Below are 24,266 nucleotides of genomic sequence, written 5' to 3'. Positions count from 1 at the left end.
TTACCGCAACGATTCCGATGTTTCATTCGCGCGCAGGTATGGACATGCGTCCTTTGGGCGCTTAGGTTTCCCGCATCACCGGGCAGCGCCGAACGAGGTGGGCAGGCGCATGCCCGTGGAATACGCGATGTAGCTGATAACCGCTGTAAGAGGGACGAATGACGCCGAGAGCACTTCTCCGCCTGGTGGCAACGACATGTGCTGCCGTGCTCCTGCTCGCGTCGTGCGCCGGCGGCGGCGGGTCCGGCATGGCCAGCAAGGTCAGCTCGAGCGACCGCATGGTCATCGCTGTGTCGTACGACCAGCCGGGACTGGCGGTGCGCAGGCTCGACGGCAGCTACCGCGGGTTCGACGTCGACGTCGCCAAGTACATCGCGAACGAACTGGGCGTCCCGGAGGAGAACATCACCTGGAAGGAAGCGCAGCCGGGCAACCGCGAGACGCTCCTGACCAGCGGTGAGGCCGACATGGTCGTCTCCACCTACTCGATCACGGACAAGCGCAAGCAGATCGTCGACTTCGTCGGCCCGTACTTCGTCGCAGGCCAGGACCTGCTGGTGCGCATGAACGAAAGCCGCATCGAGGGCCCGAAGTCGCTCAACGCCAGCCTCCGCCTGTGCTCCACCGCCGGCTCCACGTCCGCCGAGTACGTCCGCGACCAGTTCGCGAAGGACGTGAAGATGGTCGAGTACGCCAAGTTCAGCGACTGCGTCACGGCGCTGCTCGCCGAGAACGTCGACGCCGTCACCACCGACGACGTGCTGCTCGCGGGCTACGCCGCCCAGAACCCGGAGCTCCTGCGGGTCGTCGGCGACCCGTTCAGCAAGGAGGAGTACGGCGTCGGCCTGCACCGCGACGACCCGGACAGCAAGGCCAAGGTCCAGGCCGCGATGCAGAAGATGATCGACACGGGTGCCTGGCGCAAGTCGCTCGAGGTCAACATCGGATCTTCCGGCTACAAGATCCCCGATCCGCCGAAGCTGGCCCCGTGATCACACGGGGCGTCACGTAGGCTCACGCCACGTGAACCGCGTCCCGCCGCACCGCGCTGATCGACCCGTTCGCGCGGGCATCCCAGAACACGGCCGAGTCCCGCGCTACTACGCGGTCAAGGCCGAGCTGTTCGACCTCGTCGAGAACCTCGGTGAAGGCACCGTCCTGCCGTCCGAACGCGAGCTCGCCGAACGGTTCTCCGTCTCGCGCGTCACGCTGCGCCAGGCCGTCAGCGAACTCGTGCTCGAAGGCAAGCTGATCCGCCGCCAGGGCAGTGGCACGTTCGTCGCGCCGCCCAAGCTCGTGCAGCCGTTGTCGCTGGTCAGCTACACCGAGGGCATGCGCCGGCAGGGTGTGGAGCCGAACCGGACTGTGATCACGGTCGAGGAGCTCGGCGCCGACGACGGCCTGGCCCGCGACCTGATGATCGAACCGGGCGACCCGATCGTGCACCTCGAGCGCGTCCTGCTCGCCGACGACGAACGCATCGGCCTCGAATCCACCTACCTCAGCCTCGGCCGCTTCCCGGACCTGCTGGAGAAGCTCGACCCCGCCGGATCGCTCTACGCGTGCCTCACCGAACGGCTGGGCGTGCGGTTCGCCGAGGCCGAGGAACGCGTCGAGACGGTGCTCGCCACGCCCCGCGAGGCGCTGCTGATCGGCACGAACCCGGCGCTGCCCATGCTGCTGCTGCACCGCGTCTCTTACGACGTCGACGGCCACCCGATCGAACGCGCCCGATCGCTCTACCGCGGTGACCGGTTCAGCTTCGTCGCGAGGCTGCACGCCGACCGCTAGTCCGATCCAGCCGGCACGGAACACCAGCGGTCCCCGCGGCGACTGAGGATCATGGCGCTGGAACCGGAGATCGGGCTCGTCGGCAGGGACGACATCGCCGCACTGGTGGAGTCCCTGGAGGAACGCCGCGCGAAACACCCCCTGCCGGTGATCGTCGCGTTCGGCCCCGGCGGCAGTGGCAAGGCGTCGTTGCTCGACCACGTCCGCCGCCGTTACCGCGACGCGCCCACGGCCAAGGTCGGCCGCGGGTCGCGAGTGCGTTGCGCTGGTTCGAGAACTACGCCGGACGCCCGAAGTTCGACGCCGTGCTCATGCACATGTGGACCCTGAGCCGCGCCGGCGAGACTTTGGAGATCGACCGCCTGCTCGTGTCCGCGTTCCTCGCCGACATCCACGGCGGCCTACCGGTTCCGCCGCTACCGCAGGATGAACAGCCTTCTGCTGCTCGACGGCATCGATTCCTACCTGCCACCGAGACGGCCACGGCCCGCCGCACGGCCGACCGACTTCCTCAGCCTGCTCGCCGAGCGACGTGCCTAGGTACCGCACGCGCAGCAGCACGGTCGAGTTCGAGGCGCTCGTGGAGGAACTGCAGGAGCGCGCTCTGCTGGCACAGCTCAGTTTCGTGAGGCAGGACGGCGACAACTTCGTGCTGCACCGAGCTCGCCGCCATCGCCGAAGCCTCGATGCCGCCCGGCGAGAGGGAACCGGAGCACGACGAAGAACCACGCACTTGGTGGGAGCGCTTGAGGAGCGGCATCACGCGGAACCTGCACCGCCGTTACGACAGCGTGGTGCGCCTGGCCCGGCCGCAACTCGATGCGTCGCGTGGCCGCCTATCTCATTGCGGTGCTGTCTGTCTTGTGCGGCAAGGCTTTCTAACTCCAGGAAGAACGCACTGCCTGCGCTACGGCATCCTGGAACCCGCCGAGATCGTCGCGAACCTCTCCGGCGAACGCACGCAGACGTCCAAGGTGGACGGAGTGCAGTGCGACCGGAACCAGTTCGACGGACTGGGCCGCAACCCGTTGGTGCGACTCGTGCTCGCGAACTTCGGCGGTGAGTCCAAGTACGCGGTGAAGGTCGCCGAGTAGATCCGCGCCTACGTCGAACGCACCCCGTCGGTGATCACCGTGACCGGGCTCGGCCAGAGCCGCGAGACCACGCAGTCCGCGCTCGCCGTGCTGGGCCCGATGGTCGGCTCGTCGTTGTCGTCGACGACCTTCAGCCAGAAGCCGTACTTCTTCCGCGTCGCCCCGGCCAACGACCGCCAGCACCGTGACCACGCAGCTGGGTCGATTGGTGACGGACATCTGCAGGAAGTCACCGAACCCGCTCATCCGCTACACCGGCCGCACCGCGGAGGCCGGCGGGCTGCTGTCGGAGCTGAGCCACAGCAACTGCACCGACCCGGTGGTGTTCGGCGGTGACGACCTGATGCAGCTCGAGACGACGAACTCCACGGATTGGAAGACATCAAACGATTCGTCGACAGCCGGCTCTGCTTCGCGACGTTCGCGTGGACGTCGGGCCGCGAGCCGATTCCCAGTCGACGCAACAGTTCTTCACCACGTACGAGGCAGCCCAGAAGAAGCACGCGCCCAGGCATTCCTTTCGGGCCCCAACGGACCCGTTCTGCTCGCCCATGACGCCGTCAGCGTCGTGTCGCGGCACACCTCCGTTGGGGCGTCATGAGAAACCTCTACGACATGCTGCGCACTTTGCGTGACTTCCCGGGCGCGTCCGGGAGGCTGACGTTCGACCGGACCGGCGCGAGCGGCACGTTCGGCGCAGACCCGGCCGGCAAGCTGGTCGTGGGCCAGAGCATCAAGCTGGACAACGGTTTCCTCGCGTCGCACCACGTCTCGCACGAAGGAACGTGACCACCGGGTGACGTGACTGCGGGTCACCGGGACCCCGTGTGCGCACAGGAAGATACCGCCCGTTCGCACTCGTTTCCCGCCCGCGCTGCGGAGGTACTGTTGTTGTCACGAACTTCAGGACGTCCGCGAGGGTGCGGAGGAGCGGGGGTGTGCCGTGTCCTTCAAGGCGGAGTTCCTCGCAGAACTCGAGGACTGCTTGCGCGGTTACGGTGCGGTTCCGGTGAGCAATCCCGACGCTCTCGCGTTGTTCATCGAGTTCGTTCGAGCTCTTCCGGCGACCGATCAGAGACTGCGGTGCCTCGAAGGCGTCGACCAGGGGTCCGGGTCGTTCTGGAACAACCCGGCGGTGTGGTGGGAGCAGGTGCCGAGGTTCGGCACGGGACTACCGCGATGCGGATCGGCGGAGTGCCGCAAGTTGCTGGACGACATGCTGGACGAGGCCATCAGCGACGAGATCGACGTCCTCGAGATGGAGATCCGCGAGCTGCCCAGCTGATCTGGAAACGCCTGCCGGCGCCGCCACCTGTTACGGCCACGGCGCCGGGGCTTCCAGCACTTATTTGACGGCGACCAGAGACTTGAAGAGTTCCCGATAGCGGTGGAGAGCCAGTCGCAGGTCCTCGGTCTGTGGATCACTGTTTCCCTCGAGCTGCTTGGTGAGGGAACGGTGCCGGGTGTTCAGTTCCTCGAGCGCGCGGGTCACGAGGTCGTCCGCCTTGCGCACGGCCGACTTCGGGTCGTCGACGAACTCGTACTGCACTGCCTGCCACTCGTCCTCGAGCTTGCTCGACAGCTTCTGCTCGGTGCGCGACTGGTCGGCGCGCTGCGACCCCGTCGGCTGCTGATCGGTGCGGTGCTGCTCGCCGCGCTCGCGTTCGGTGCGCACCGCTTCGGAGCGCTGGTGCTCGGTCCGCTGAGCGTCCGTGCGCAGAGCGTCCGTGCGCTGGGCGTCGGTCCGCTGCGCTTCGGTGCGGTTCGCGTCAGTGCGCTGACCATCGACGCGCTGGGCCTCAACGCGCTGGGCGTCAGTCCGTTCCGCGTCGGTGCGCTGCGTCTGCTGCGGGGTGCGCTCGGCCTGCTGCGGCCGAGCCGGAGTGGGAACCCCAGCGGCGTGGGTGGGAGCCTCAGACATCGGTCTTCTCCTTCCGCACGGTTTCCCTGTTCTTACGCGGCTCGGTGCCGTGTTCGAGCAGATCCGTGAACAGTTCGCGGTAGTGCACCATCGCGGTGCGAAGATCCTCGGTGCTCGCCTCGCCGATCTCCTGGCGCTCCGAAATGTCGTGCGCCTTGCGGTAGTGCTCCAGCGTCTTCGCGTGTTCGACGGACAGGACGCTCAGCTGCGCCTCGTACCCCTCGGTGGGGTAGCCGCGCTCGGCCATCAGGTCGGTCACGAGCCGGTCCGCGTCAGCGATGGCGCTCTCCGGCGAGTCGACGAACTTCGCCTGCACGTTCGCCCAGTGACGGCGGTAACTCTCCTGCGCCGTCTGGGAAAGCGGCTTCAGATCGAACTCGCTGTGGCGGTGCTCCCGCTCGGCGAGCTCCTTCTCCGCAGCGGTTCTGCTGTCGCTCTCGGTGACCGCGCGGTCGTATTCAGGGCCGAAGCGGTCACGCAGCTTCTTGCGCTGCATGGCGGGCCTCAACACGAACGCGAGGACCACCAGCACCACGAGTACCGCGACCACCAGGCCGATGATGGCGCCCGTTGACATGGAAAACCTCCAAGACAGGCTGTAAGACTCTGCTGTCCCGGAGGCTTCCCGTTCACCCACAAGGGAAACATCAACCCTTGATACAAACCACCTGCTTGAGCTTGGCGACCACCTCGACCAGGTCGGACTGGTTCGCCATCACGGTGTCGATGTCCTTGTAGGCACCCGGAATCTCGTCCACCACCCCGGAGTCCTTGCGGCACTCGACACCACTTGTCTGGTCAGCGAGATCCTGTGTCGTGAACGTCTTGCGGGCCTTGTTGCGCGACATCCTCCGGCCGGCGCCGTGCGACGCCGACTCGAACGAGTCGGGGTTCCCGAGCCCGCGCACGATGTACGAACCGGTGCCCATGGAGCCCGGGATGATGCCCAGCTCGCCACGGCCGGCGCGGATCGCACCCTTGCGCGTCACCAGCACGTCCTCGCCGAAGTGGTTCTCCTCGGAGACGTAGTTGTGGTGACAGCTGATCGGCTCCTCGAACGCGATCTGCGGGAACTCGGCGCGCAGCACGTCGCAGACCAGGCGCAGCATCACCGAGCGGTTGCGTCGCGCATAGTCCTGAGCCCAGTACAGGTCGTGACGGTACGACGCCATCTCGGACGTGCCCGCGAGGAACACGGCGAGGTCCGGGTCCGGCAGCTCGGAGTTGTGCGCGAGCGTGCGCGCCACCGCGATGTGGTGCTGCGCAAGCTCGTTGCCGATGCCCCTCGATCCGGAGTGCAGCATGACCCACACCCGCTGGGCGGTGTCGAGGCAGACCTCGAGGAAGTGGTTGCCGCCCCCGAGCGTGCCCATCTGGTGCATCGCCTTGTCGGCGCGCGCCTTCACGGCCGGCGTCAGGTCGTCGAACTTCCTCCAGAACGTGCCCCAGTCGGACGCGTCCCTCTCGGTGAACGCGGTCGCCTTGTGCTGGCCGAAACCGACGGGGACCACGGCCTCCATGCGGGACCGCAACCCGCGCAGCGTCTCCGGCAGGTCGCTGGCCGTGAGCGAGGTGCGCACGGCGGCCATGCCGCAGCCGATGTCCACGCCGACCGCCGCGGGGGAGACGGCGTCGCGCAGCGCGATCACCGAGCCCACCGTGGCGCCCTTCCCGTAATGCACGTCGGGCATGACCGCGATGTGCTTCACGGCCCACGGCAGCGCGGAGATGTTCTGGAGCTGTCGCATGGCGAACTCCTCGACCTCGTCCGGCCGAGTCCACATTCGGATGTCCACGTTCTGGCCGCGGACCACAGTTGCTGCCATGACAACGAGGTTAGGCCGCGTTTTGCCGGTTCCACAAAGGAGTTTCCGCGCTGACGAACTCCCACGTGCCCTTGCGGACCTTGGCCTTGCGCATGTCCCCGCCGAGGTTCGTGACGAACGCCCGCACCGTCGGGAGGTCGTTGACGTCCGCGATCAGGATGGCCTTGTTCTGCAACGTGACGCTGCCGCCGCCGAGCTTCTCGCGCGCGACGGCGTCCTCGAGCAGGCCTTCGCGGACCTGCGTCGCGGTGATGCCGTCGACCTCGACCTGGACGGCGTCGACCTCCGGCGAGTTCGCGGGCAGGAAGCGGAACGTGAGCACCGACTCCTGCCGGAACTGCTTGCTGATCGTGGACGCGGTGTGGCGCAGGCCCTCCTCGCCGAGGGTGACGTCGAACTTGCGGGACCGTTCGAACGTCGTCTGCTGCAGGTCGCTCGACCAGAACACGCCGTCGAGCAGCGTCGAACGGGTGGTGAGGCCGCCGTTGGCGCGCACGATGCCGCGCACCTCGCGGTCGAACCGCACCAATCTGTCCCGCAACCTCGGGTCGGCGGGATCGGTGATGATCGCGGTGTTGTTCGACGCGAAGATCTCCGGGGACGGTAGCGGCGCGCCCGCCGCCGTGCCGGTGGAGACCGCGAACGCCAGTACCGACGTGACTGCCACGAGAAGATTTCGCATGGGCCACAACGTATTGGCCGGGGCCGGTCTGGTGCACCCCGTTCCACTCAGCGGGCTACCGAGCCCGGTGACGCGCGCCTCGCCTCCCCGCGGCTCCGAGCAGGCGTTCGGCCACGATCGAGTCCGGTGATTGACAGCCGCTGCGAACGTGAAAATACTTCGGTCGCATGGAACGCGTGTGCGTCATCGGTGCGGGGTCGTCCGGCATCGCCGCTTGTCAGGTGCTCGGCGCCCGCGGCATCGAGTTCGACTGCTTCGAGGCCGGGTCGGAGATCGGCGGCAACTGGCGCTACCTCAACGACAACGGCATGTCGTCGGCCTACCGGTCCCTCCACATCAACACCTCGCGGCAGATGATGGAGTTCAAGTCCTTCCCGATGCCCGCGCGGCTGCCCGCGTACCCCTCCCACTTCCAGATCGCCGAGTACTTCGACGACTTCGTGAAGCACCACGGGTTCCGCGACCGCATCCGCTTCCGCACCGAGGTCACGTCGGTCTCCGTCGCGCCGGGTGGCTACTCCGTCACGACGCGCGATCGCGACACCGGCGAGGAGATGTCCGGCGTCTACGGCTCGGTGATCGTCGCGAACGGGCACCACTGGTCGCCGCGGATGCCCGAGCCCGCTTTCCCCGGCACGTTCGACGGTGAACAGACCCACGCGCACTTCTACAAGACGCCCGAACGGTTCGCGGACAAGAAGGTGCTGGTCCTCGGCATAGGCAACTCGGCCTGCGACATCGCGGTCGAGACATCGCGCGTCTCGTCGCGGACGTTCCTCGCCATGCGCCGCGGAGCGCACATCATGCCCAAGTACCTCTTCGGCATGCCGACCGACCACCTGACCACCTCGCCGCTCGCCCGCTTCGCGCCCGCGTGGCTGCAGGCGCTGTCCGTGCGGGTGATGCTGCGGCTGGCGCGGGGCAAGCTCTCCGACTACGGCCTGCCCGAACCGTCGCACGGCATCCTCGCCGCGCATCCGACGGTGTCCGACGACCTCCTCACCCGGCTCGGGCACGGCGACATCACCGTGAAGCCGAACCTGACGCGGCTGGACGGCTCCGGCGTCGTGTTCGCCGACGGGTCGCGCGAGGACGTCGACGTGATCGTCTACTGCACCGGTTACAAGGTGGAGTTCCCGTTCCTCTCCGCCGCCGAGTACCCCGCCGTGTCGTCCGCCGACAACGACGTGTCGCTGTACCGGCGGGTCGTGGACCCGGCGCATCCCGGGCTGTACTTCCTCGGGCTGATCCAGCCGCTCGGGGCGATCATGCCGCTGGCCGAGGCCCAGGCGGAGTGGGTCGCCGACCTGATCTCCGGGCGTGGGGCGTTGCCTCCGGTGCCGGAGATGAAGGCCGAGATCACCGCTTACCGGGAGAGGCTGCGGCGCCGGTACGTGAAGTCGAAGCGGCACACGCTGGAGGTCGACTTCCTCGGGTATCAGCGGGAGCTGCAGCAGGAACGGCGGGCCGCCGCCGGCCGCCGCTGACTCCCTCGGCGACGCTCGCCGTAGTGCCTGCGCCACTCTCGACTTCGATCTTTGCAATGAGTCTTCTGACGATGTCGGCAAAAGACCCGTTGCCAAGGCCGTGGCGAGAGGCGAACGAGGGGTGAGAGCGAGGTCGTCTGGGTACGGTCGGGACGTGTCGTCCAGTACTCAGGTGATCGTTCTCAACGGTGGGTCCAGCTCGGGCAAGTCGGGGATCGCGCGGTGTCTGCAGGCGGTGTTGCCGCAGGCGTGGCTGGCGGTCGGGGTCGACACGTTGATCGACGTGATGCCCGCTCGGTTGCGGCTCGGTTCGGAGGGGATCGGGTTAGCGGGTGACGGTGAGGTCAGCGTCGGGGCCGAGTTCCGGGTGCTGGAGGACGCGTGGATGGCGGGCGTCGCCTCGATGGTGCGTGCGGGGGCGCGGGTGATCGTGGACGACGTGTTCCTGGGTGGTGCCGAGTCCCGGCGGCGGTGGGAGAAGGCGCTCGACGGGCTGGACGTGGTGTGGGTCGGGGTGCGGTGTGACGCCGCCGTCGCCGCCGGGCGGGAGCTTGCCCGTGGTGACCGGGTCGCCGGGATGGCCGAGGCGCAGGCCGAGTTGGTGCATCGCGGGATGACCTACGACGTCGAGGTCGACAGCGCGAAGTCCGAGGCGGTCGAGTGCGCGAGGGTGATCGCCGCGAGGGTCGGGAGAGCCTGAGACAGCGCGATCAGGTGCGCCTCATCAGGAAGCGCGCGAACCGCTTCCGCGAGGAGGCTCGGCCAGTCGCTCGATCTCGAACGACGTTCCGAACAGCCGCAGCTCGGCAGCTGTCTCTGAGCCCCTGGGGATCGAGGTCGCGGTCAGATCGCCGGGCAGCCAGCCGACAGACAACGACGGCGGCGTCGCGCGCCGGGCCTTCGCGAGGCCCACGGGGGAGTGGTCGACGCCCGTCACGTCGAAGCCGTGCTCCGCGAGGAAGATCGAGTTCGCCCCGCTGCCGCAGCCGAGGTCGATCGCGCGGCCGGGGGCGATCCGGCCCGACGTCACCAGGTCCACGAGTTCGGGACGGGCCTCGCCCTCCCACGGTGCCCAGGTCCGGTACATGAAGTCGTAGGCTCGACGACCGACCATCTCACGTCCTCCCAACGAAAACGGGGCCGCCGACACGTGTCAGCGGCCCCGCTCATCCGGCTGTCGTCTCAGTGCACGCCGAGCACACCGTCCACCCGGCGCGGAATGCCGAGCGGGTTCGCGTCCTGCAACTCCGCCGGCAGCAACGCGTCCGGCCACGACTGGTACGTCACCGGCGCGATCCAGCGGCGGATCGACGTGGCGCCCACCGACGTGTGCAGCGGGTTCGTCGTCGACGGCCACGGGCCACCGTGGTGCTGACCCCACGCCACCGCGACACCGGTCGGCCAGGCGTTGAAGATGATCCGGCCCGCCACGCGGCGAAGGATCTCAGCGACCTCACCGGCTTCCGCGTGGTCCGACTCGGCGGCGTGCACCGTGCCGGTCAGCGTGCCCGGCAGCTTCGCCAGCACCGAGTGCAGCTCCGAAGGCGACGAGTACGTCACGACGAGCGCGGCCGGGCCGAAGTGCTCCTCGGTCAGCTTCTCGAGGTTCTCCTCGAACACCTTCACCGACGTGCTGAACAGCAACGGTGCCACGGCCCACGCCTCGTCCGGGCGGACGCCCGTCGACACCACGGACACGAGGTCCGACGCGGCCAGCGCGTCCGTGCCCGCCTTGTAGGAGTCGCACATCCGCTCGTTCAGCATCGCGCCACCCGACGAGGCGGCGACCGCCTCGCCCAGCGACTCCACGATCGACTCCGGCGCGAACACCAGGCCGGGGTTCGTGCAGAACTGCCCGACACCCATCACCAGCGACTGCGCGAAACCGGCGGCGATCTCCGGGGTGGCCGCACCGGGCAGGATCACCGTCGGGTTCACGCTGCCGAGCTCGCCGTAGAACGGGATCGGGTCCGGCCGGCCCTGCGCCAGGTCGAACAGCGCCCGGCCGCCACCGGTCGAGCCGGTGAAACCGACGGCGCGCACCGCGGAGTGCTTGACCAGCGCGACACCGGACTCGGTGCCGTACACGATTCCGAACACGCCCTCGGGCGCACCGGCCTCGCGCAGCGCGTCGATCACCACTCGTGCGGTCTCGCGCGACGTCGACGGGTGCGCCGAATGTGCCTTCACCACAACGGAACAACCGGACGCCAGTGCGGACGCCGTGTCACCGCCGGCGACCGAGAACGCGAACGGGAAGTTCGACGCGGAGAACACCGCGACCGTCCCCAAAGGACGGAGAACGCGCCGCAGCACCGGCCGCGGCGGGATGATGTCCGGGTTCGCCGTGTCCAGGGTGGCCTCGACGTAGCTGCCCTCGCGCAGCACCTCGCCGAACAGCCGCAGCTGGTTCGTCGTGCGCTTGAGCTCGGTCGTCAGCCGCGGCACGCCCAGCGCCGTCTCGCCGTCCGCCGTCTCCACGAGCAACGCCGACTCGGCGTCCAGCGCGTCCGCGACCTTCTCCAGCACCACGGCACGATCCGCCGCCGGAACGACCGACCACGCCGAGAACGCGACGGCCGCGGCGGACGCGATGCGGTCGACCTCGCTGTCGGGGGTCTTCGCAACCGGTTCGCCGAAAGGCTGACCGGTGCGCGGGTTGTATCCCTGCACGACGTGGCTCAACGCCCTGCCTCCTTGACTGCCGTGTCGAAATCGGGGCCGCACCAGGCCCCGCCCACGTACTTCGCCGCGGGGGATGAGGGGTCCAGCTCGCCGTGCTGCTCCAGCACGGCGGCCGCGTACTCCTCGGAGTCGTCCTGCGGTTCGTAACCGAGAGCGCGGGCCTCGTCCAGCGAGAACCAGCCGCGCTTGTTGTCCGAAACGCCCCACACGACCCGGAATCCCGGCGACGGAGCGGAAAGACACGCCTCGAACAGGCGCGCGCCGTCGTCCGGTGACATCCACGTCGACAACATTCGCACGTCGCGCGGCTTTTCGAAGCACGAGCCGATGCGGATCGCGATCACGTCCATGCCGTAGCGGTCGGCGTACAGCGAGCCCAACGCCTCCAACGCCACCTTGGACACGCCGTAGTAGGTGTCCGGACGCGGGAACGCGTAGTCGCCCGCCTCGCCGTCGGCGCGCTCGAGGTACCCGACGGCGTGGTTCGAGCTGGCCAGGACGACCCGGCGGACGCCGCAACGCCGCGCGGCCTCCAGCACCGTGTGCGTGCCGTCGATGTTGACGCGCAGGATCTTGTCCCACGACTCCTCGAGGCTGTGGCCACCGAGGTGGATCACCGCGTCGACGTCCTTCATCGCGGCTTCCATCGCGGCCATGTCGGTCACCGACGCCTCGAGGAGCTCGACGTTCTCGCCCTCGGCGGCCGCGGGCAGTTCCGCGATGTCCAGCAGCCTCAGGACGCGGCCCTCCGCGGCGAGGCGGGTGCGCATGAGCGTGCCCACCCCACCGCCGGCGCCGGTGATCAGGATGCGTGCGGTCACGGGTTGGACCCCTCCGTCTTGTTCAGGTGTTCCGGCAAATCTCAGCGACCGAACTGGCGGAGGAGCTCGGTGATCGTCCGGGCGGCGTCGAGCAGGGCGGAGATGACCTGCCGCTCGTGCTCCGGAGTCAGCCTGCCCAGCGGGACCGAGCAGCTCATGGCGTCCAGCACGGGATTGCGGTACGGCAGCGCCACCGCGAAACAGCCCAGGCCGGGCGTGTTCTCCTCGCGTTCGTGGGCGTACCCGACGTTGCGGAACCCGGCGAGCTGCTCGTGCAACGCCGCCCGGTCGACCAGGGTGTTGGGCGTCAGCGGCGCCAGCTCGCCGGGGAGGATCAGATCGACCTCCTCCGGCGTGCGCGTCGAGAGCACGGCCTTGCCCAGCGACGTCGAGTGCGCGGGCAGCCGGCGGCCGACGCGCGAGACGACGCGCAGGTGGTGCTCCGACTCGCGGCTCGCCAGGTAGACGACGTCCGCGCCGTCCAAACGGGCAAGGTGGACGGTCTCGTTGATCTCCTGGCGGACCTGCTCCATCACGCGGATCGCCGCGCGCACCACCGGGTCGTGGTCCAAATAGGACGTACCGACGAGCAGCGCGCGCACGCCGATTCCGTACGTGCCCCTGTCCGAGTCGACCTCCACCCAGCCACGCGCCACGAGCGTCTGCAACAGCATGTAAAGGCTGGACTTGGGATAGCTGAGCTCGCGGTGCAGCTCGGTGAGCGTCAGCCTGCGGTCTGACGCGGACAGCACTTCGAGCAGCTCCACCGTGCGGTCGGCGGACTTGACCGCGCCCGGACGAGCTGTGCCCTTGTCGATCGGCGACGCCACCTGGCCTCCTCGTAACAGGAAAGCAACTTGCCCTTGACACGTTGCTGTGCCGATTCTTACAGTCCTGCACCAGGTTCACAAGTACGACCCAGATTCACGTATCTGAACGCGAAGGGCTCCGACGATGCGCCGTAGAACTGCCACCACACTTGCCACGCTGGGCGTGGCCGCGCTGCTCGCGGGTTGCGGCGGCGGTGGCACCACGGCGGCGTCGAGCAAGGACCCGAACAAGCCCCTCGAGGTGTGGACCCGCTCGACGGAGGCAACGGCGAAGGTCTACGAGAAGATCTTCAAGTCGTTCACCGAGAAGACCGGTGTGCAGGTCGACTACAAGCCGATCTTCAACGACTTCGACAAGCAGGTGCAGCAGCGCGCCGCGTCGAAGGACCTCCCCGACGTCGTCATCACCGACACCGGCTCGCTCGGCAACTTCGTCAAGCAGGGCTGGACGACCGAGGTCAGCCAGAGCGACATCGCGGGCGGCGGCGACATCGTCGAACGCGCCTGGAACAACGGGAAGGGCGCGGACGGCAAGTTCTACGCCATCCCCTACTCCACCCAGGCGATGGTCACGCTGATCCGCAAGGACTGGCGCGAGAAGCTGGGCAAGCCCGTCCCCACCACGTGGGAGGAGCTCGACGACCTCGCGAGGGCCTTCACCCGCGACGACCCCGACGGCAACGGGCAGAACGACACCTACGGCATGCTCGTACCGGGCACGACCGACCGCGGATACCTCGGCTGGTGGGCGGCCAGCTACATCTGGCAGGGCGGCGGCGACATCCTCGAGGACGAGGGCGACGGCAAGTTCCGCGTCGGCATCGACTCGCCGGAGTCGACCAAGGCCGTCGAACGGCTGCGCAAGCTCTTCTGCGACGACAAGGTCATGCAGCCCGGCTCGCTGACCCTGGGCACGAACGACGCCCACCCGCTGTTCGAGTCGGGCAAGAGCGGCATCTACCTCACCGGCCCGTACATGATCGGCCGCTTCGACAAGTCGATCGGCAAGGACAAGTACGAGGTCGTCGCGTCCCCGAAGGGACCGGCCGGCGCCACGGTGCTCGGTGAGGGCGAGAACATCTACCAGATGGCAGGCTCCGCCAAGACCGCCGACCAGAAGAAGCTCGCCGAGTACCTGATCACGCCCGAGGCGCAGCAGGCCGGCATGAAGGGCGACCCGCAGCCGGTCGTCCGCCTGCCCGTCAACAAGACCGTCGACGTCAACGCGACGTACAAGGACCCGCGCTGGGCGACCGTGGCGAGCGTGTACTCCAGCGAGGCGCGGCCGTTCCCCAGCGTTCCGAACTTCGCGCCGTTCCGGCAGAAGACGTCGGAGACCCTGAACTCCATCTTCGCGAAGTGCCCCGCCGACTCCTCGGCCGAGCTGAAGACGCTCGCGGACGCGCTCAAGAAGGAACTCGAGAACCAGAAGGCGTCGAAGTGACGGCTGTTCAACCACTCGGCGACACCCGAGACGTGGGCTCGACGGCTAGTGGCGGCGGTGCCGTCGAAACCCACCCCGTGAGGCGGCGCCGCCGGCGCCGCCTCACGGGAGCCACCTTCATCCCGTGGCTCTTCCTCTTCCCCGCCGCGCTGATCTTCCTGGTCTTCAAGTTCATCCCGATGGCCGAGGGCATCCGGCTCTCGCTGTTCGAGGTCAGGCCGTTCCTCGGCGACATCTTCGTCGGCTTCAAGAACTACGCGACGATCCTGCAGGACGAGAAGTTCCTGACCGCCAGCTGGCACACCCTCGTGCTGGCCGGCGGTCAGACGATCGGCGCGATGGTGATCGGCTTCTTCCTGGCGTTGCTGCTGGAAGGTCACACCAAGTCGCTGTGGTTCGTGCGGTCCGCGGTGTTCCTGCCCGTCGTGGCGGCCACCGCGGTCATCGGCGAGATCTGGCGGTTGTTCTTCTACCCGGCGCCCGAAGGCTTCCTCAACGAGCTCATCTCGTGGGTCGGCCTCGGGCCCTGGGAGTACATCCACAGCACGGACACCTCGCTGGTGTCGGTCATGTTCGTCGGCATCTGGAAGCACGCGCCGTACGACATGGTGCTGATCCTCGCCGGGCTGGCCGGCATCGACCGCCAGCAGTACGAGGCCGCCGCGATCGACGGCGCCACGACGCCGCAGCGGATCTGGAACGTCACGCTCCCCGCGCTGCGGCCCGTCATCACGATCCTGCTGACGCTGGCGGCCATCCGCGGCCTGCGCGTCTTCACCGAGGTGTACGTGCTCACTGGAGGTGGTCCCGCCGGGTCGACCGACGTCTGGATGACTCGCGTCTACACCACGGCGTTCGAACAGTCCGAAGCCGGACTGGCATCCGCTGGCTCCGTGCTCTTGTTCCTGGTTACCTTGATTTTGACGGTCAGCGTGCAGTGGTACCGCCGCAGGAGGGAAGCGCGATGAGCACCGTTAACTCAAGCCGCTTCGACAGCGCCATCGGCTGGTCCGCCCGCCCGGACGCGTGGGTCAGCAGGGGTGTCCGGTTCCTTTTCAGCGCCCTCGCTGTAATCCTTTTCTGCGGCCCGCTGCTGGTCATCTTCTCCGGCGCGTTCGACCACAACCCGGACCCGACCAAGCTGTCGGTGATCCCGGCCAACCCGTCGCTGATCAACTTCCAGGTCGCGGCGGAGAACAAGATCTGGCACTACCTGATGAACTCGTTGATCATCGCGGGTGGTGCGCTGCTGCTGCAGCTGTCGGTGAGCGTTTTCGCCGCATACGCGTTGGCGCGCAAGAAGTTCCGCGGTCAGGCCATCGCCCTGCTGGTCATTCTCGCCACGATGATGTTGCCTGAGGAGGTCATCGCGATCCCGCTGTCGCTGGTGATCGGAGACCTGCCTCTGGTGCACGTGAGTCTCAAGGGCACCCTGCTCGGCGTCATCCTCCCGTTGGGGGCTTGGGGATTCTCCATCTTCGTCATGACGGAGTTCATGAAGGAGATCCCCGGCGAACTGGAGGAGGCGGCCAAAGTGGACGGTGCCGGGGAGCTGCGCCTCTTCGCGCAGATCATTCTCCCGCTGTGCAAGCCCGCCCTCGGCGTCATCGCCGTGTTCGGCTTCAACATGATTTGGGAGCAGTACCTGCTCCCCCTGATCGTCGCCGCTGACCCCTCCGATTACACGCTCACGGTCGCACTCCTCGCGCTTCGATCCGACGACATGGTCGGAACGGGCATCGTGCTGGCCGGTGCGTTGCTGGCGCTGGTACCGAGCTTGGTCGTGTACCTGTCGCTGCAGAAGTCCTTCCTGCGTGGGATCACCACCGGAGCGATCAAGGGATGAGTCTGGTTATGCAACTCGATGGTGTGCTGTTCTTTCCGGTGACCCCGTTCGACAGCGAGGGGAACATCGCGTACGACGTGCTCGCCGAGCACGTCAAGCACGGTGTCTCCGCCGGGCCGGGCGCGGTGTTCGCCGCCTGCGGCACCGGCGAGTTCCACGCGCTGGAGCTGGGCGAGTTCGAGCGCGCGGTGGCGGTCGCGGTCGAGGCGACCGCGGGCAAGGTGCCGGTGTTCGCCGGAGCGGGTGGATCGGTCGCGGCGACCAAGCAGTTCGTGCAGGCGGCGGAACGCGCCGGTGCCAACGGCATCCTGCTGCTGCCGCCGTACCTGGTGACCAACCCGGCCGCCGGTCTCGTGCGGTACGTGGCCGAGGTCGCCGGTGCCACCGAGCTGCCGATCATCGTGTACCAGCGCAACAACGCGCGGTTCACGCCCGAGACCGCGGTCGAGGTCGCGCGCATCCCGAACGTCGTGGGCCTGAAGGACGGTCTCGGCGACCTCGACCAGATGCAGCGGATCGTGCTGTCCGTCCGTGCCAACGTTGACAAGCCGTTCCAGTTCTTCAACGGCCTGCCGACCGCGGAGATGACGCAGCTCGCGTACCGGGCCATCGGTGTCGAGCTCTACTCGTCGGCGGTGTTCTGCTTCGCGCCGGAGATCTCCCTCGGTTTCTACAACGCCGTGCAGTCCGGCGACATCGAGCTCGTGAACCGGTTCCTCTACGAGTTCTACAAGCCGCTGGTCGAGCTGCGCGACAAGGTCCCCGGTTACGCGGTCGCCCTGGTGAAGGCCGCGGTGCGCGCGAACGGTCTCGAGGTCGGCGGCGTGCGGCCGCCGCTGATCGACCCGCTCGACGAGCACCTGGCCGCTCTCGACAAGATCATCGCCGCGGGCAAGGCCCTGCTGAGCTGAGAGGGCGTTCGGCATGAAGATCACCGAGATTGTCCTGACACCGATCGCGTTCCGGGACCCGCCATTGCTCAACTCGGCCGGCGTGCACGAGCCGTGGGCGCTGCGCACGATCGTCGAGGTGCACACCGACGAAGGCATTTCGGGGCTGGGGGAGACCTACGGCGACCTCGGGCACCTGGAACGCTCACGGTCCGTTGTGGACTCCTTGATCGGCCTCGACGTGTTCGCTCTCAACGAGATGCACGCGCGGGTCGCCACCGTTCTCGGTGGCAAGGCCGGGCTCGACAAGCACGGCCTGACCGGCAAGATCACGGCGGAGAGCACCGTCGACCGCGTGTACTCGCCGTTCGAGGTCGCCTGCCTGGACATCCAGGGCAAGGCGCTGGGACGCCCGGTGCACGACCTGCTGGGCGGCGCGGTCCGCTCGTCCGTGCCCTACTCGGCCTACCTGTTCTACAAGTGGGACGGGCACCCCGGCGCCGAACCGGACGAGTGGGGCGAGGCGATCGACCCCGCCGGCATCGTGGCCCAGGCCACCAAGATGATCGGGCAGTACGGCTTCGGGTCGATCAAGCTCAAGGGCGGTGTCTTCCCTCCCGAGCAGGAGATCGAGGCGATCCGCGCCCTGCGCGAGGCGTTCCCGGACCACCCGCTGCGGCTGGACCCGAACGCGGCCTGGTCGGCGGCGATGTCGTTGAAGGTAGCGGCGGAGCTCGACGGCGTGCTGGAGTACCTGGAGGACCCGACGCCGGAGATCTCCGGGATGGCGGAGGTGGCCGCCAAGGCACCGATGCCGCTGGCCACCAACATGTGCGTGGTCGCGTTCGAGCACCTCAAGCCGTCCGTGGAACAGGACGCCGTGCAGGTGCTGCTGTCCGACCACCACTACTGGGGCGGACTGCAGCGGTCACGTCAGCTGGGGATGATCTGCCAGACGTTCGGCATCGGCCTGTCGATGCACTCGAACTCGCACCTCGGCATCTCGCTGGCCGCGATGACGCACCTGGCCGCGGCGACGCCGAACCTGAACTACGCCTGCGACACGCACTACCCCTGGAACGCCCAGGACGAGGTCGTGGAACCGGGCGTGCTGTCCTTCGTGGACGGTGCGGTTCCGGTTCCCCTGACGCCGGGGCTCGGTGTGTCGCTGGACCGTGACGCGCTGGCGCGCCTGGCCGAGAACTACGTCCGTTGCGGCATCACGGCTCGCGACGACACGGGCTACATGCAGAAGTTCGACCCGAGTTACGAGAGGAAGCGCCCCCGGTGGTGAAGTCGGTTGTCCACGCCTATCCGTGGGACCTGATCGGAGACCCTGAGGCCGTCGCGCGGTATCAGGACCTCGGGGTCGACGCGATCGCCCTCGCGGCGTCCTATCACACCGTGCGGGCCGCGACGCCGCTTCACCCGTCGCATCGGATGGTCGATGCGCGGCACGCGGCGTTCTACCTGCCGGTGCGGTCGGAGAAGTACGGCCGGCTCGTGCCCGCGGAACCGTCCTGGGTGGACGGTTCCGACTCGTTCGGCGCGGCGGCGGCTTTGGTTCGTGCCGCCGGTCTGCCGGTGTACGCGTGGACCGTGCTGACGCACAACTCGCGCCTCGGCGACCTGCACCCCGACGTGACCGTGGTGAACGCGTTCGGAGACCGCTACCCGTACGCGTTGTGCACCGCGCAGCCCGACGTCGTGGACTACACGTCGGTGCTGGTGTCCGAGGTGCTGGAGCTCGGCGCGCCGGACGGGATCATCCTGGAGGCCTGCGGGCCGCTGGGGTTCTTCCACGGCGGGCACCACGAGAAGACCGACGGCACGGACTGGAACGCGGTGCAGCAGAAGCTGTTGTCGCTGTGCTTCTGCTCTGCCTGCACCGCCCTGTACGCCGACCCGGATGCCCTGCGTGAAGCGGTCCGAACTGGGGTCGATCGCGGAGCGTCCAGCGTCGAGGACGCGCTGGGCGCGCTCGCGGACGACGTTCGAGCGGTGCGCACCGGCGTGGTGCGGTCGTTGCGGCAGCGACTGGTGTCGGAGATCCGCGCTGCCGCGCCTTCGACCCGGATCGGCATGCACGTGACGGCGGACCCCTGGGGAACCGGGCCGTTCGCGACCGTGGCCGGTGGTGTCGACGCCGACATCGATGTCCTGACGACCATGTGCTGGCCCGGCCCGGAGGTCGCCGTTCCCGGCATCGAGGCTCTTCGCGCCGCCGCCCCGGACACGCGGATCGCCGCGTACGTGCTGGGGCTGCCGCCGAAGCCGGCCGACGGTGCGGCGTTGTCGAAGGAATGGCTCGCGTACCTGGACGCAGGCGTGGAGGAGTTCCACCTCTACCACGGCGGTCTCGCGTCCGCGGCACGGTTGGAAGCTTTGCGAGAGGCTGTAACGGCCGTTAGCCGCTAACTGTGAAGAGAAGTCCCTGAGGGAATTCACTGCAACCCGTTGTGAGCGCGGTTCCGTCCTCTCCACATGAGGCACATAGGAACCGTAGTTGGCACTGGCGTCCTGCTGCTGGTCATCTCGGCCTGTGGCAGTGCGCAGAACGCGGGCATCGGGGCAGGTGGCGGTCAGGAGTTGCCGACCGCCACCTCGTCCTCCGAGGTGCCCCCGAACGTCGCCCCCGGAGAAGTGCCGCCGGATGGCAAACCCGTGACGAAGCTCGACGCCGGCGCGCTGCCGCCGGACCAGCCGCGCACCGCGTGGACCCAGGGCGACGGGAAGACCGTCGGAGTCGTGGCCCAGGAGGGCGGATGCGGCAAGGCGAGCGCGTCCGTGCTGGAGCAGAACGCTTCCACGGTGAAGATCGAGCTGCTCGAGACGCTGCCGCTGACGAAGCAGATGTGCACCATGGACATCCGCTTCCCCCCGCTGACGGTGCAGCTGTCCGAGCCCCTCGGTGAGCGCACGGTCGTGCTGACGTCGCGGCAGGAACAGAAGTAGACCTCCCTCCCCCACGGTGCCCGGTCGGCAACTGCCCCGTCGGCCGGGCATCTCTACTTCCCAACCATTTCTGACAGCTTTTTCGGGGGCTGGTCCGGGAACATTCGACCGGACAGGTCGTAAGACATTTGACAGGGACTTCTCGTCCCGGTTTGCGAGGATGGTGCGCATGAGAAACGCCGTCGCTGCCGTTGCTCTCGCCGTCGTGCTCGCCGGTTGTTCGTCCGGCACGCAATCAAGCGCACCCGGCTCCGGTTCGTCGGGCGCCACGCCCACGGGCACGACCGCACCCGGTTCGAGCGGCACCCCCGGTTCGTCCGGTGCGAACCCCAGCGCGCCCGTCCAGCCTCCGGTCTCGATCTCGGAGGAGAAGCCCGTCATCCCGCCCGACGTCACGCCTGTGGCGAAGGACAAGGTCGACACGACATCGTTGTCAGACACCTACCGCGACGAGGCCTACGTCTTCGGAGACGGCCGCGACGTCGAGGTCTTCGGCGTGGGCGGCGGCTGCAAGGAGGCCCGCGCCGAGATCACCGGCCAGTCCGCCGACGTCGTCCAGATCACGCTGGTCACGATCACCAAGCAGCCCGCGGGTACCATCTGCAGCCAGGAGATCCGTCAGGTGCCACTGACGGTCCGCCTGGACGCCCCTCTCGGCAACCGCCGCCTGGTCCTCGAGGCTCGCGAGGAAACCGGCTGACAGATCGCATGTCGCCGATTCGCTCGGCGTCGTGAAGTTCGCGGTGGCCGGACTCCGGCGGCGCACCTCACGCCCTCGCGTGCGCCGCCCTGTTGCCCGGCCCTCGCACGACCGCTGACTCCGCCGGGTCCGCCCAGAAAACCTGATGGCCCACCGCCACCGCCGCGGCGACCCGGTCGACATCGCCACGCCGGCCTCGTTGCGGTTCACCCGCAAACCACAAAGCCGCCCAAGCCCCGCCGACGACTCGGCGAGACCTGGGCGGCTCGGTGAAGGGGTCTAACGGCGGAAACTGATCTGCAGGGTCGGCGTCGACGTCTCCGCGAAGAAGTCGTTGCCCTTGTCGTCGACCACGACGAAGGCCGGGAAGTCCTCGACCTCGATCTTCCAGACCGCCTCCATGCCCAGTTCGGGGTACTCGAGCACCTCGACCTTGCGGATGCAGTCCTGCGCCAGCCGCGCCGCCGGGCCGCCGATCGAGCCCAGGTAGAAGCCGCCGTGCGACGAGCAGGCGTCGGTCACCTGCTTGGAGCGGTTGCCCTTGGCGAGCATCACCAGCGAGCCGCCCGCGGCCTGGAACTGTTCCACGTAGGAGTCCATGCGGCCGGCGGTGGTCGGGCCGAACGAACCGGAGGCGTAGCCCTCGGGCGTCTTGGCCGGGCCGGCGTAGTAGACCGGGTGGTCCTTGAGGTACTGCGGCATCTCCTCGCCGGCGTCGAGGCGTTCCTTGATCTTGGCGTGCGCGATGTCGCGTGCCACGACCAGCGGGCCGGTCAGCGAGACGCGGGTCTTCACCGGGAGCTTGGTGAGGATGTCGCGGATCTCCGTCATGGGACGGGTGAGGTCGATCTGGACGACCTCGTCGGACAGGTCCTCGCCCTCGATCTCCGGCAGGAACCGGGCCGGGTCGCGCTCCATCTGCTCCAGGAACACGCCCTCGGCCGTGATGCGGGCCTTGGTCTGGCGGTCGGCCGAGCACGAGACCGCGATGCCGACCGGGAGGGACGCGCCGTGGCGGGGGAGGCGGATGACGCGCACGTCGTGGCAGAAGTACTTGCCGCCGAACTGGGCGCCGATGCCGAAGTTGCGGGTGAGTTCGAGGACCTGCTGCTCGAGGTCCGTGTCGCGGAACGCGTGGCCCGTCGCGGAGCCCTCGGTCGGCAGGGTGTCGAGGTAGCGGGCGGAGGCGAGCTTCGCGACCTTGAGGTTCTGCTCGGCGGACAGGCCGCCGACGACGACCGCGAGGTGGTACGGCGGGCACGCCGCGGTGCCGAGCGAACGCAGCTTCTCGTCCAGGAACGACGCGAGGCGCTTCGGGTTCAGCACCGCCTTCGTCTCCTGGTAGAGGAACGTCTTGTTCGCGCTGCCGCCACCCTTGGCCATGAACAGGAACTCGTACACGGGCTCCTGGCCGGGCTTGTGGAACACCTCGATCTGCGCGGGCAGGTTGGTGCCGGTGTTCTTCTCGTCCCAGAACGTCACCGGGGCCATCTGCGAGTAGCGCAGGTTGAGCTCCTGGTAGGCCTCGTAGACGCCGCGGGCCAGGGCCTGCTCGTCGTCGCCGCCGGTCAGGACGGTCTCCGAACGCTTGCCCATGATGATCGCCGTGCCGGTGTCCTGGCACATCGGCAGCACGCCGCCGGACGAGATGGCGGCGTTGCGGAGCAGGTCCATGGCGACGAAGCGGTCGTTGCCGGAGGCCTCGGGGTCGTCGATGATCTTGCGCAGCTGGGCGAGGTGCGACGGGCGCAGCAGGTGCTGGATGTCCCGGATCGCCTCCTTCGCGAGCAGCGTGAGCGTCTCGGGAGCGATCTCCAGGAACTTGCGGTCACCGGCCTCGATGAGCTTGACCCCGTCGGAGGTGACGAGGCGGTACTCGGTCTCGGTGTCCTTCGCGAGCGGGAGGACGTCGGTGTACTCGAATGTGGTGGGCACGGGGTACACAACTCCAACGGTGTGCAGTTCGGATCAGAAAACCGTACCGCCATCAAAGGGACGTGCTGGTCCCCGTCCACCGTGTTCTTCGCAACCGTGTTCCGCGCAGGGGCCGCAAACGCGGAAGGCCGAGGCGGCCCCCGGCCGTCCCGACCTTCCTTCGCGTGCGAAACCCGACTCACGACGGGCGTCGCTTGGCTCTGGTAACGCCCGACCGTGCCGTGAGTTGAGTCACAAGTCAATACTGCTCAGCGGGTGAGACCCGACCGTGACGACTTCGGGACTACGAGGCGTAGGCCCGCAGCTTCGCGGCGCGTTCGCCCTGGCGGAGCTTCGACATGACCTCGCGCTCGATCTGGCGGACCCGCTCGCGCGACAACCCGAAGCGCTTGCCGATCTGGTCGAGGGTGCGCGGCTGGCCGTCCTCGAGGCCGTAGCGCAGCCGGATCACGGCCTGCTCGCGCGGCTCCAGCGTCGCCAGAACGCGGCGCAGGTCGTCCTGCAGCAGCCCGGAGATGACGGCGCTCTCGGCGTCGGTCGCGTCCGAGTCCTCGATGAAGTCACCGAGGGGAGCGTCCTCCTCCGTGCCGACCGGCATGTCCAGCGATACCGGGTCACGCGCGTGGTCGAGCAGGTCGGCGACCTTGTCCGGGTTGAGGCCCGCTTCCTTCGCGAGCTCCTCGTTCGTCGCCTCGCGACCGAGCGTCTGGTGCAGGTCGCGCTTGATCCGCGCGAGCTTGTTCACCTGCTCGACGAGGTGGACGGGGAGGCGGATGGTGCGGCCCTGGTCGGCCATGCCGCGGGTGATCGCCTGGCGGATCCACCACGTCGCGTACGTCGAGAACTTGAAGCCCTTGGTGTAGTCGAACTTCTCGACCGCGCGGATGAGGCCCAGGTTGCCTTCCTGGATCAGGTCCAGCAGCGGCATGCCGCGGCCCGTGTAGCGCTTGGCCAGCGACACGACGAGGCGCAGGTTGGCCTTGAGCAGGTGGTCCTTGGCGCGGCGGCCGTCGCGGACGAGCGCCCCCATCTCATCGCGGCGGGTGGGGGTGAGGCGCTTGGCCGTCTCGAGGACGTGCTGCGCGAACACACCTGCCTCGATGCGCTTCGCGAGCTCCACCTCCTCCTCGGCGGTGAGGAGCGCGGTCTTGCCGATTCCGTTCAGGTAGACTCGAACGAGGTCGGCTGCTGGTCCCTGCGCGTCGAGTTCGTGCTCGACGACGGTGGGCGTGTTCTCTCCGACTTCACGGTCGGAGATCCTCGTGACGGTCATGGATCTCCCTCCCCCTGGTGCGGGCGACGCTGCTGTCGGTCAGGACAGTCGCGCGTGGCGGTCAAGGCGGCGCGGCGCTGCGCCCT

27 protein-coding genes are annotated in these 24,266 nt (G+C 68.2%); 16 read left to right on the top strand and 11 right to left on the bottom strand.

Annotated features, from left to right (window positions below):
* Positions 1-158 precede the first annotated feature (158 nt).
* The 4 genes from DFR72_RS42450 to DFR72_RS42435 all read left to right on the top strand — a co-directional run bounded on the left by DFR72_RS42450 (position 159) and on the right by DFR72_RS42435 (position 2,885).
* Positions 159-992, top strand: coding sequence for a glutamate ABC transporter substrate-binding protein (locus DFR72_RS42450; protein ID WP_090073341.1), 834 nt, complete (start codon positions 159-161; stop codon positions 990-992).
* A 31-nt stretch (positions 993-1,023) separates the two neighbouring features.
* Positions 1,024-1,791, top strand: coding sequence for a GntR family transcriptional regulator (locus DFR72_RS42445; protein ID WP_090073343.1), 768 nt, complete (start codon positions 1,024-1,026; stop codon positions 1,789-1,791).
* A 51-nt stretch (positions 1,792-1,842) separates the two neighbouring features.
* Positions 1,843-2,121 (top strand): P-loop NTPase family protein, encoded by a 279-nt coding sequence (locus tag DFR72_RS42440; protein ID WP_090073345.1) that lies wholly within the window; start codon positions 1,843-1,845, stop codon positions 2,119-2,121.
* Between the two features lie 533 nt (positions 2,122-2,654).
* The gene (locus tag DFR72_RS42435) at positions 2,655-2,885 is read left to right on the top strand and encodes a hypothetical protein (protein ID WP_090073346.1); all 231 of its coding nucleotides are present in this window, start codon (positions 2,655-2,657) and stop codon (positions 2,883-2,885) included.
* Between the two features lie 8 nt (positions 2,886-2,893).
* Here the strand turns inward: DFR72_RS42435 and DFR72_RS46085 are convergent, their stop codons facing one another.
* On the bottom strand, positions 2,894-3,055 hold the full coding sequence (locus DFR72_RS46085) for a hypothetical protein (protein WP_170176659.1): 162 nt from the start codon (positions 3,053-3,055) through the stop codon (positions 2,894-2,896).
* Positions 3,056-3,482: 427 nt separating this feature from the next.
* Here DFR72_RS46085 and DFR72_RS45205 point away from each other — a divergent pair, with 427 nt between their 5' ends.
* Positions 3,483-3,674, top strand: coding sequence for a hypothetical protein (locus DFR72_RS45205; protein WP_143087003.1), 192 nt, complete (start codon positions 3,483-3,485; stop codon positions 3,672-3,674).
* Between the two features lie 154 nt (positions 3,675-3,828).
* Positions 3,829-4,170 (top strand): hypothetical protein, encoded by a 342-nt coding sequence (locus DFR72_RS42430; RefSeq protein WP_090073348.1) that lies wholly within the window; start codon positions 3,829-3,831, stop codon positions 4,168-4,170.
* Between the two features lie 60 nt (positions 4,171-4,230).
* On the opposite strand, the gene DFR72_RS42425 is transcribed toward DFR72_RS42430, so the two are convergent.
* The 4 genes from DFR72_RS42425 to DFR72_RS42410 all read right to left on the bottom strand — a co-directional run bounded on the left by DFR72_RS42425 (position 4,231) and on the right by DFR72_RS42410 (position 7,314).
* Positions 4,231-4,806 (bottom strand): hypothetical protein, encoded by a 576-nt coding sequence (locus tag DFR72_RS42425; protein WP_090073350.1) that lies wholly within the window; start codon positions 4,804-4,806, stop codon positions 4,231-4,233.
* Entirely contained in the window at positions 4,799-5,383 is a 585-nt protein-coding gene (locus DFR72_RS42420; RefSeq protein ID WP_090073352.1) for a hypothetical protein, read from the bottom strand. Before DFR72_RS42420 ends, DFR72_RS42425 begins: the two co-directional genes overlap by 8 nt.
* Before the next feature lie 70 nt (positions 5,384-5,453).
* A complete protein-coding gene (locus DFR72_RS42415; RefSeq protein WP_090073354.1) occupies positions 5,454-6,632 on the bottom strand; it encodes an RtcB family protein in 1,179 nt (392 codons plus the stop codon).
* Between the two features lie 10 nt (positions 6,633-6,642).
* Positions 6,643-7,314, bottom strand: a complete 672-nt coding sequence (locus DFR72_RS42410; protein ID WP_177224658.1) for a hypothetical protein — start codon at positions 7,312-7,314, stop codon at positions 6,643-6,645.
* A 167-nt stretch (positions 7,315-7,481) separates the two neighbouring features.
* Here DFR72_RS42410 and DFR72_RS42405 point away from each other — a divergent pair, with 167 nt between their 5' ends.
* Positions 7,482-8,801: an NAD(P)-binding domain-containing protein gene (locus DFR72_RS42405; RefSeq protein ID WP_090073356.1), complete on the top strand. Its 1,320-nt coding sequence runs from the start codon at positions 7,482-7,484 to the stop codon at positions 8,799-8,801.
* Positions 8,802-8,955: 154 nt separating this feature from the next.
* Entirely contained in the window at positions 8,956-9,501 is a 546-nt protein-coding gene (gene cpt, locus DFR72_RS42400) for a chloramphenicol phosphotransferase CPT (protein WP_245983925.1), read from the top strand.
* A 24-nt stretch (positions 9,502-9,525) separates the two neighbouring features.
* Here cpt and DFR72_RS42395 read toward each other — a convergent pair whose 3' ends face one another.
* The 4 genes from DFR72_RS42395 to DFR72_RS42380 all read right to left on the bottom strand — a co-directional run bounded on the left by DFR72_RS42395 (position 9,526) and on the right by DFR72_RS42380 (position 13,137).
* Positions 9,526-9,915 (bottom strand): class I SAM-dependent methyltransferase, encoded by a 390-nt coding sequence (locus tag DFR72_RS42395; protein WP_090073362.1) that lies wholly within the window; start codon positions 9,913-9,915, stop codon positions 9,526-9,528.
* 68 nt (positions 9,916-9,983) lie between these two features.
* Positions 9,984-11,486 carry an aldehyde dehydrogenase (NADP(+)) gene (locus tag DFR72_RS42390; protein ID WP_090073365.1) on the bottom strand — a complete coding sequence of 501 codons (1,503 nt, stop codon included), beginning with the start codon at positions 11,484-11,486 and terminating at the stop codon, positions 9,984-9,986.
* Positions 11,483-12,307, bottom strand: a complete 825-nt coding sequence (locus DFR72_RS42385) for an NAD-dependent epimerase/dehydratase family protein (RefSeq protein ID WP_090073367.1) — start codon at positions 12,305-12,307, stop codon at positions 11,483-11,485. Before DFR72_RS42385 ends, DFR72_RS42390 begins: the two co-directional genes overlap by 4 nt.
* A 41-nt stretch (positions 12,308-12,348) precedes the next feature.
* The gene (locus DFR72_RS42380) at positions 12,349-13,137 is read right to left on the bottom strand and encodes an IclR family transcriptional regulator (RefSeq protein WP_245983924.1); all 789 of its coding nucleotides are present in this window, start codon (positions 13,135-13,137) and stop codon (positions 12,349-12,351) included.
* A 124-nt stretch (positions 13,138-13,261) separates the two neighbouring features.
* Between DFR72_RS42380 and DFR72_RS42375 the strand changes: the two genes are divergently transcribed.
* The 8 genes from DFR72_RS42375 (at position 13,262) to DFR72_RS42340 (ending at position 20,972) form a co-directional block, all read left to right on the top strand.
* Positions 13,262-14,581 carry an ABC transporter substrate-binding protein gene (locus DFR72_RS42375; protein WP_090073370.1) on the top strand — a complete coding sequence of 440 codons (1,320 nt, stop codon included), beginning with the start codon at positions 13,262-13,264 and terminating at the stop codon, positions 14,579-14,581.
* A 77-nt stretch (positions 14,582-14,658) separates the two neighbouring features.
* The gene (locus tag DFR72_RS42370) at positions 14,659-15,549 is read left to right on the top strand and encodes a carbohydrate ABC transporter permease (RefSeq protein ID WP_211335762.1); all 891 of its coding nucleotides are present in this window, start codon (positions 14,659-14,661) and stop codon (positions 15,547-15,549) included.
* Positions 15,546-16,427 carry a carbohydrate ABC transporter permease gene (locus DFR72_RS42365; RefSeq protein ID WP_090073372.1) on the top strand — a complete coding sequence of 294 codons (882 nt, stop codon included), beginning with the start codon at positions 15,546-15,548 and terminating at the stop codon, positions 16,425-16,427. The genes DFR72_RS42370 and DFR72_RS42365 overlap by 4 nt, the downstream gene beginning before the upstream one ends.
* 8 nt (positions 16,428-16,435) lie before the next feature.
* Positions 16,436-17,338, top strand: a complete 903-nt coding sequence (locus DFR72_RS42360) for a 5-dehydro-4-deoxyglucarate dehydratase (protein WP_090073374.1) — start codon at positions 16,436-16,438, stop codon at positions 17,336-17,338.
* Between the two features lie 13 nt (positions 17,339-17,351).
* Entirely contained in the window at positions 17,352-18,611 is a 1,260-nt protein-coding gene (locus tag DFR72_RS42355) for a glucarate dehydratase family protein (RefSeq protein ID WP_090073376.1), read from the top strand.
* Positions 18,605-19,735 carry a hypothetical protein gene (locus DFR72_RS42350; RefSeq protein WP_090073378.1) on the top strand — a complete coding sequence of 377 codons (1,131 nt, stop codon included), beginning with the start codon at positions 18,605-18,607 and terminating at the stop codon, positions 19,733-19,735. The genes DFR72_RS42355 and DFR72_RS42350 overlap by 7 nt, the downstream gene beginning before the upstream one ends.
* A gap of 66 nt (positions 19,736-19,801) precedes the next feature.
* Positions 19,802-20,272 carry a hypothetical protein gene (locus tag DFR72_RS42345; protein WP_090073379.1) on the top strand — a complete coding sequence of 157 codons (471 nt, stop codon included), beginning with the start codon at positions 19,802-19,804 and terminating at the stop codon, positions 20,270-20,272.
* A gap of 169 nt (positions 20,273-20,441) precedes the next feature.
* Positions 20,442-20,972 (top strand): hypothetical protein, encoded by a 531-nt coding sequence (locus tag DFR72_RS42340; protein ID WP_114773978.1) that lies wholly within the window; start codon positions 20,442-20,444, stop codon positions 20,970-20,972.
* Positions 20,973-21,251: 279 nt separating this feature from the next.
* Here the strand turns inward: DFR72_RS42340 and DFR72_RS42330 are convergent, their stop codons facing one another.
* The gene (locus DFR72_RS42330) at positions 21,252-22,916 is read right to left on the bottom strand and encodes a fumarate hydratase (protein ID WP_425459947.1); all 1,665 of its coding nucleotides are present in this window, start codon (positions 22,914-22,916) and stop codon (positions 21,252-21,254) included.
* Positions 22,917-23,190: 274 nt separating this feature from the next.
* Positions 23,191-24,180, bottom strand: coding sequence for a sigma-70 family RNA polymerase sigma factor (locus DFR72_RS42325; RefSeq protein ID WP_090073384.1), 990 nt, complete (start codon positions 24,178-24,180; stop codon positions 23,191-23,193).
* Positions 24,181-24,266: the final 86 nt, after the last annotated feature.

It is taken from the genome of Lentzea flaviverrucosa (assembly GCF_003350445.1).
Lineage (GTDB): Bacteria > Actinomycetota > Actinomycetes > Mycobacteriales > Pseudonocardiaceae > Lentzea > Lentzea californiensis.
Note: the sequence above shows the minus strand (reverse complement) of the source record. Positions and strands in the feature narration are given on the sequence as shown.

What these genes read in the sequence shown, in the direction of transcription:
- DFR72_RS42415 (WP_090073354.1), bottom strand. Translation starts at nt 6,632, where the DNA reads ATGGCAGCAACTGTGGTCCGCGGCCAGAACGTGGACATCCGAATGTGG.
- DFR72_RS42410 (WP_177224658.1), bottom strand. Translation starts at nt 7,314, where the DNA reads ATGCGAAATCTTCTCGTGGCAGTCACGTCGGTACTGGCGTTCGCGGTC.
- DFR72_RS42365 (WP_090073372.1), top strand. Translation starts at nt 15,546, where the DNA reads ATGAGCACCGTTAACTCAAGCCGCTTCGACAGCGCCATCGGCTGGTCC.
- DFR72_RS42440 (WP_090073345.1), top strand. Translation starts at nt 1,843, where the DNA reads ATGGCGCTGGAACCGGAGATCGGGCTCGTCGGCAGGGACGACATCGCC.
- DFR72_RS45205 (WP_143087003.1), top strand. Translation starts at nt 3,483, where the DNA reads ATGAGAAACCTCTACGACATGCTGCGCACTTTGCGTGACTTCCCGGGC.
- DFR72_RS42375 (WP_090073370.1), top strand. Translation starts at nt 13,262, where the DNA reads ATGCGCCGTAGAACTGCCACCACACTTGCCACGCTGGGCGTGGCCGCG.
- DFR72_RS42405 (WP_090073356.1), top strand. Translation starts at nt 7,482, where the DNA reads ATGGAACGCGTGTGCGTCATCGGTGCGGGGTCGTCCGGCATCGCCGCT.
- DFR72_RS42420 (WP_090073352.1), bottom strand. Translation starts at nt 5,383, where the DNA reads ATGTCAACGGGCGCCATCATCGGCCTGGTGGTCGCGGTACTCGTGGTG.
- DFR72_RS42395 (WP_090073362.1), bottom strand. Translation starts at nt 9,915, where the DNA reads ATGGTCGGTCGTCGAGCCTACGACTTCATGTACCGGACCTGGGCACCG.
- DFR72_RS42345 (WP_090073379.1), top strand. Translation starts at nt 19,802, where the DNA reads ATGAGGCACATAGGAACCGTAGTTGGCACTGGCGTCCTGCTGCTGGTC.
- DFR72_RS42355 (WP_090073376.1), top strand. Translation starts at nt 17,352, where the DNA reads ATGAAGATCACCGAGATTGTCCTGACACCGATCGCGTTCCGGGACCCG.
- DFR72_RS42325 (WP_090073384.1), bottom strand. Translation starts at nt 24,180, where the DNA reads ATGACCGTCACGAGGATCTCCGACCGTGAAGTCGGAGAGAACACGCCC.
- DFR72_RS42360 (WP_090073374.1), top strand. Translation starts at nt 16,436, where the DNA reads ATGCAACTCGATGGTGTGCTGTTCTTTCCGGTGACCCCGTTCGACAGC.
- DFR72_RS42425 (WP_090073350.1), bottom strand. Translation starts at nt 4,806, where the DNA reads ATGTCTGAGGCTCCCACCCACGCCGCTGGGGTTCCCACTCCGGCTCGG.
- DFR72_RS42340 (WP_114773978.1), top strand. Translation starts at nt 20,442, where the DNA reads ATGAGAAACGCCGTCGCTGCCGTTGCTCTCGCCGTCGTGCTCGCCGGT.
- DFR72_RS42450 (WP_090073341.1), top strand. Translation starts at nt 159, where the DNA reads ATGACGCCGAGAGCACTTCTCCGCCTGGTGGCAACGACATGTGCTGCC.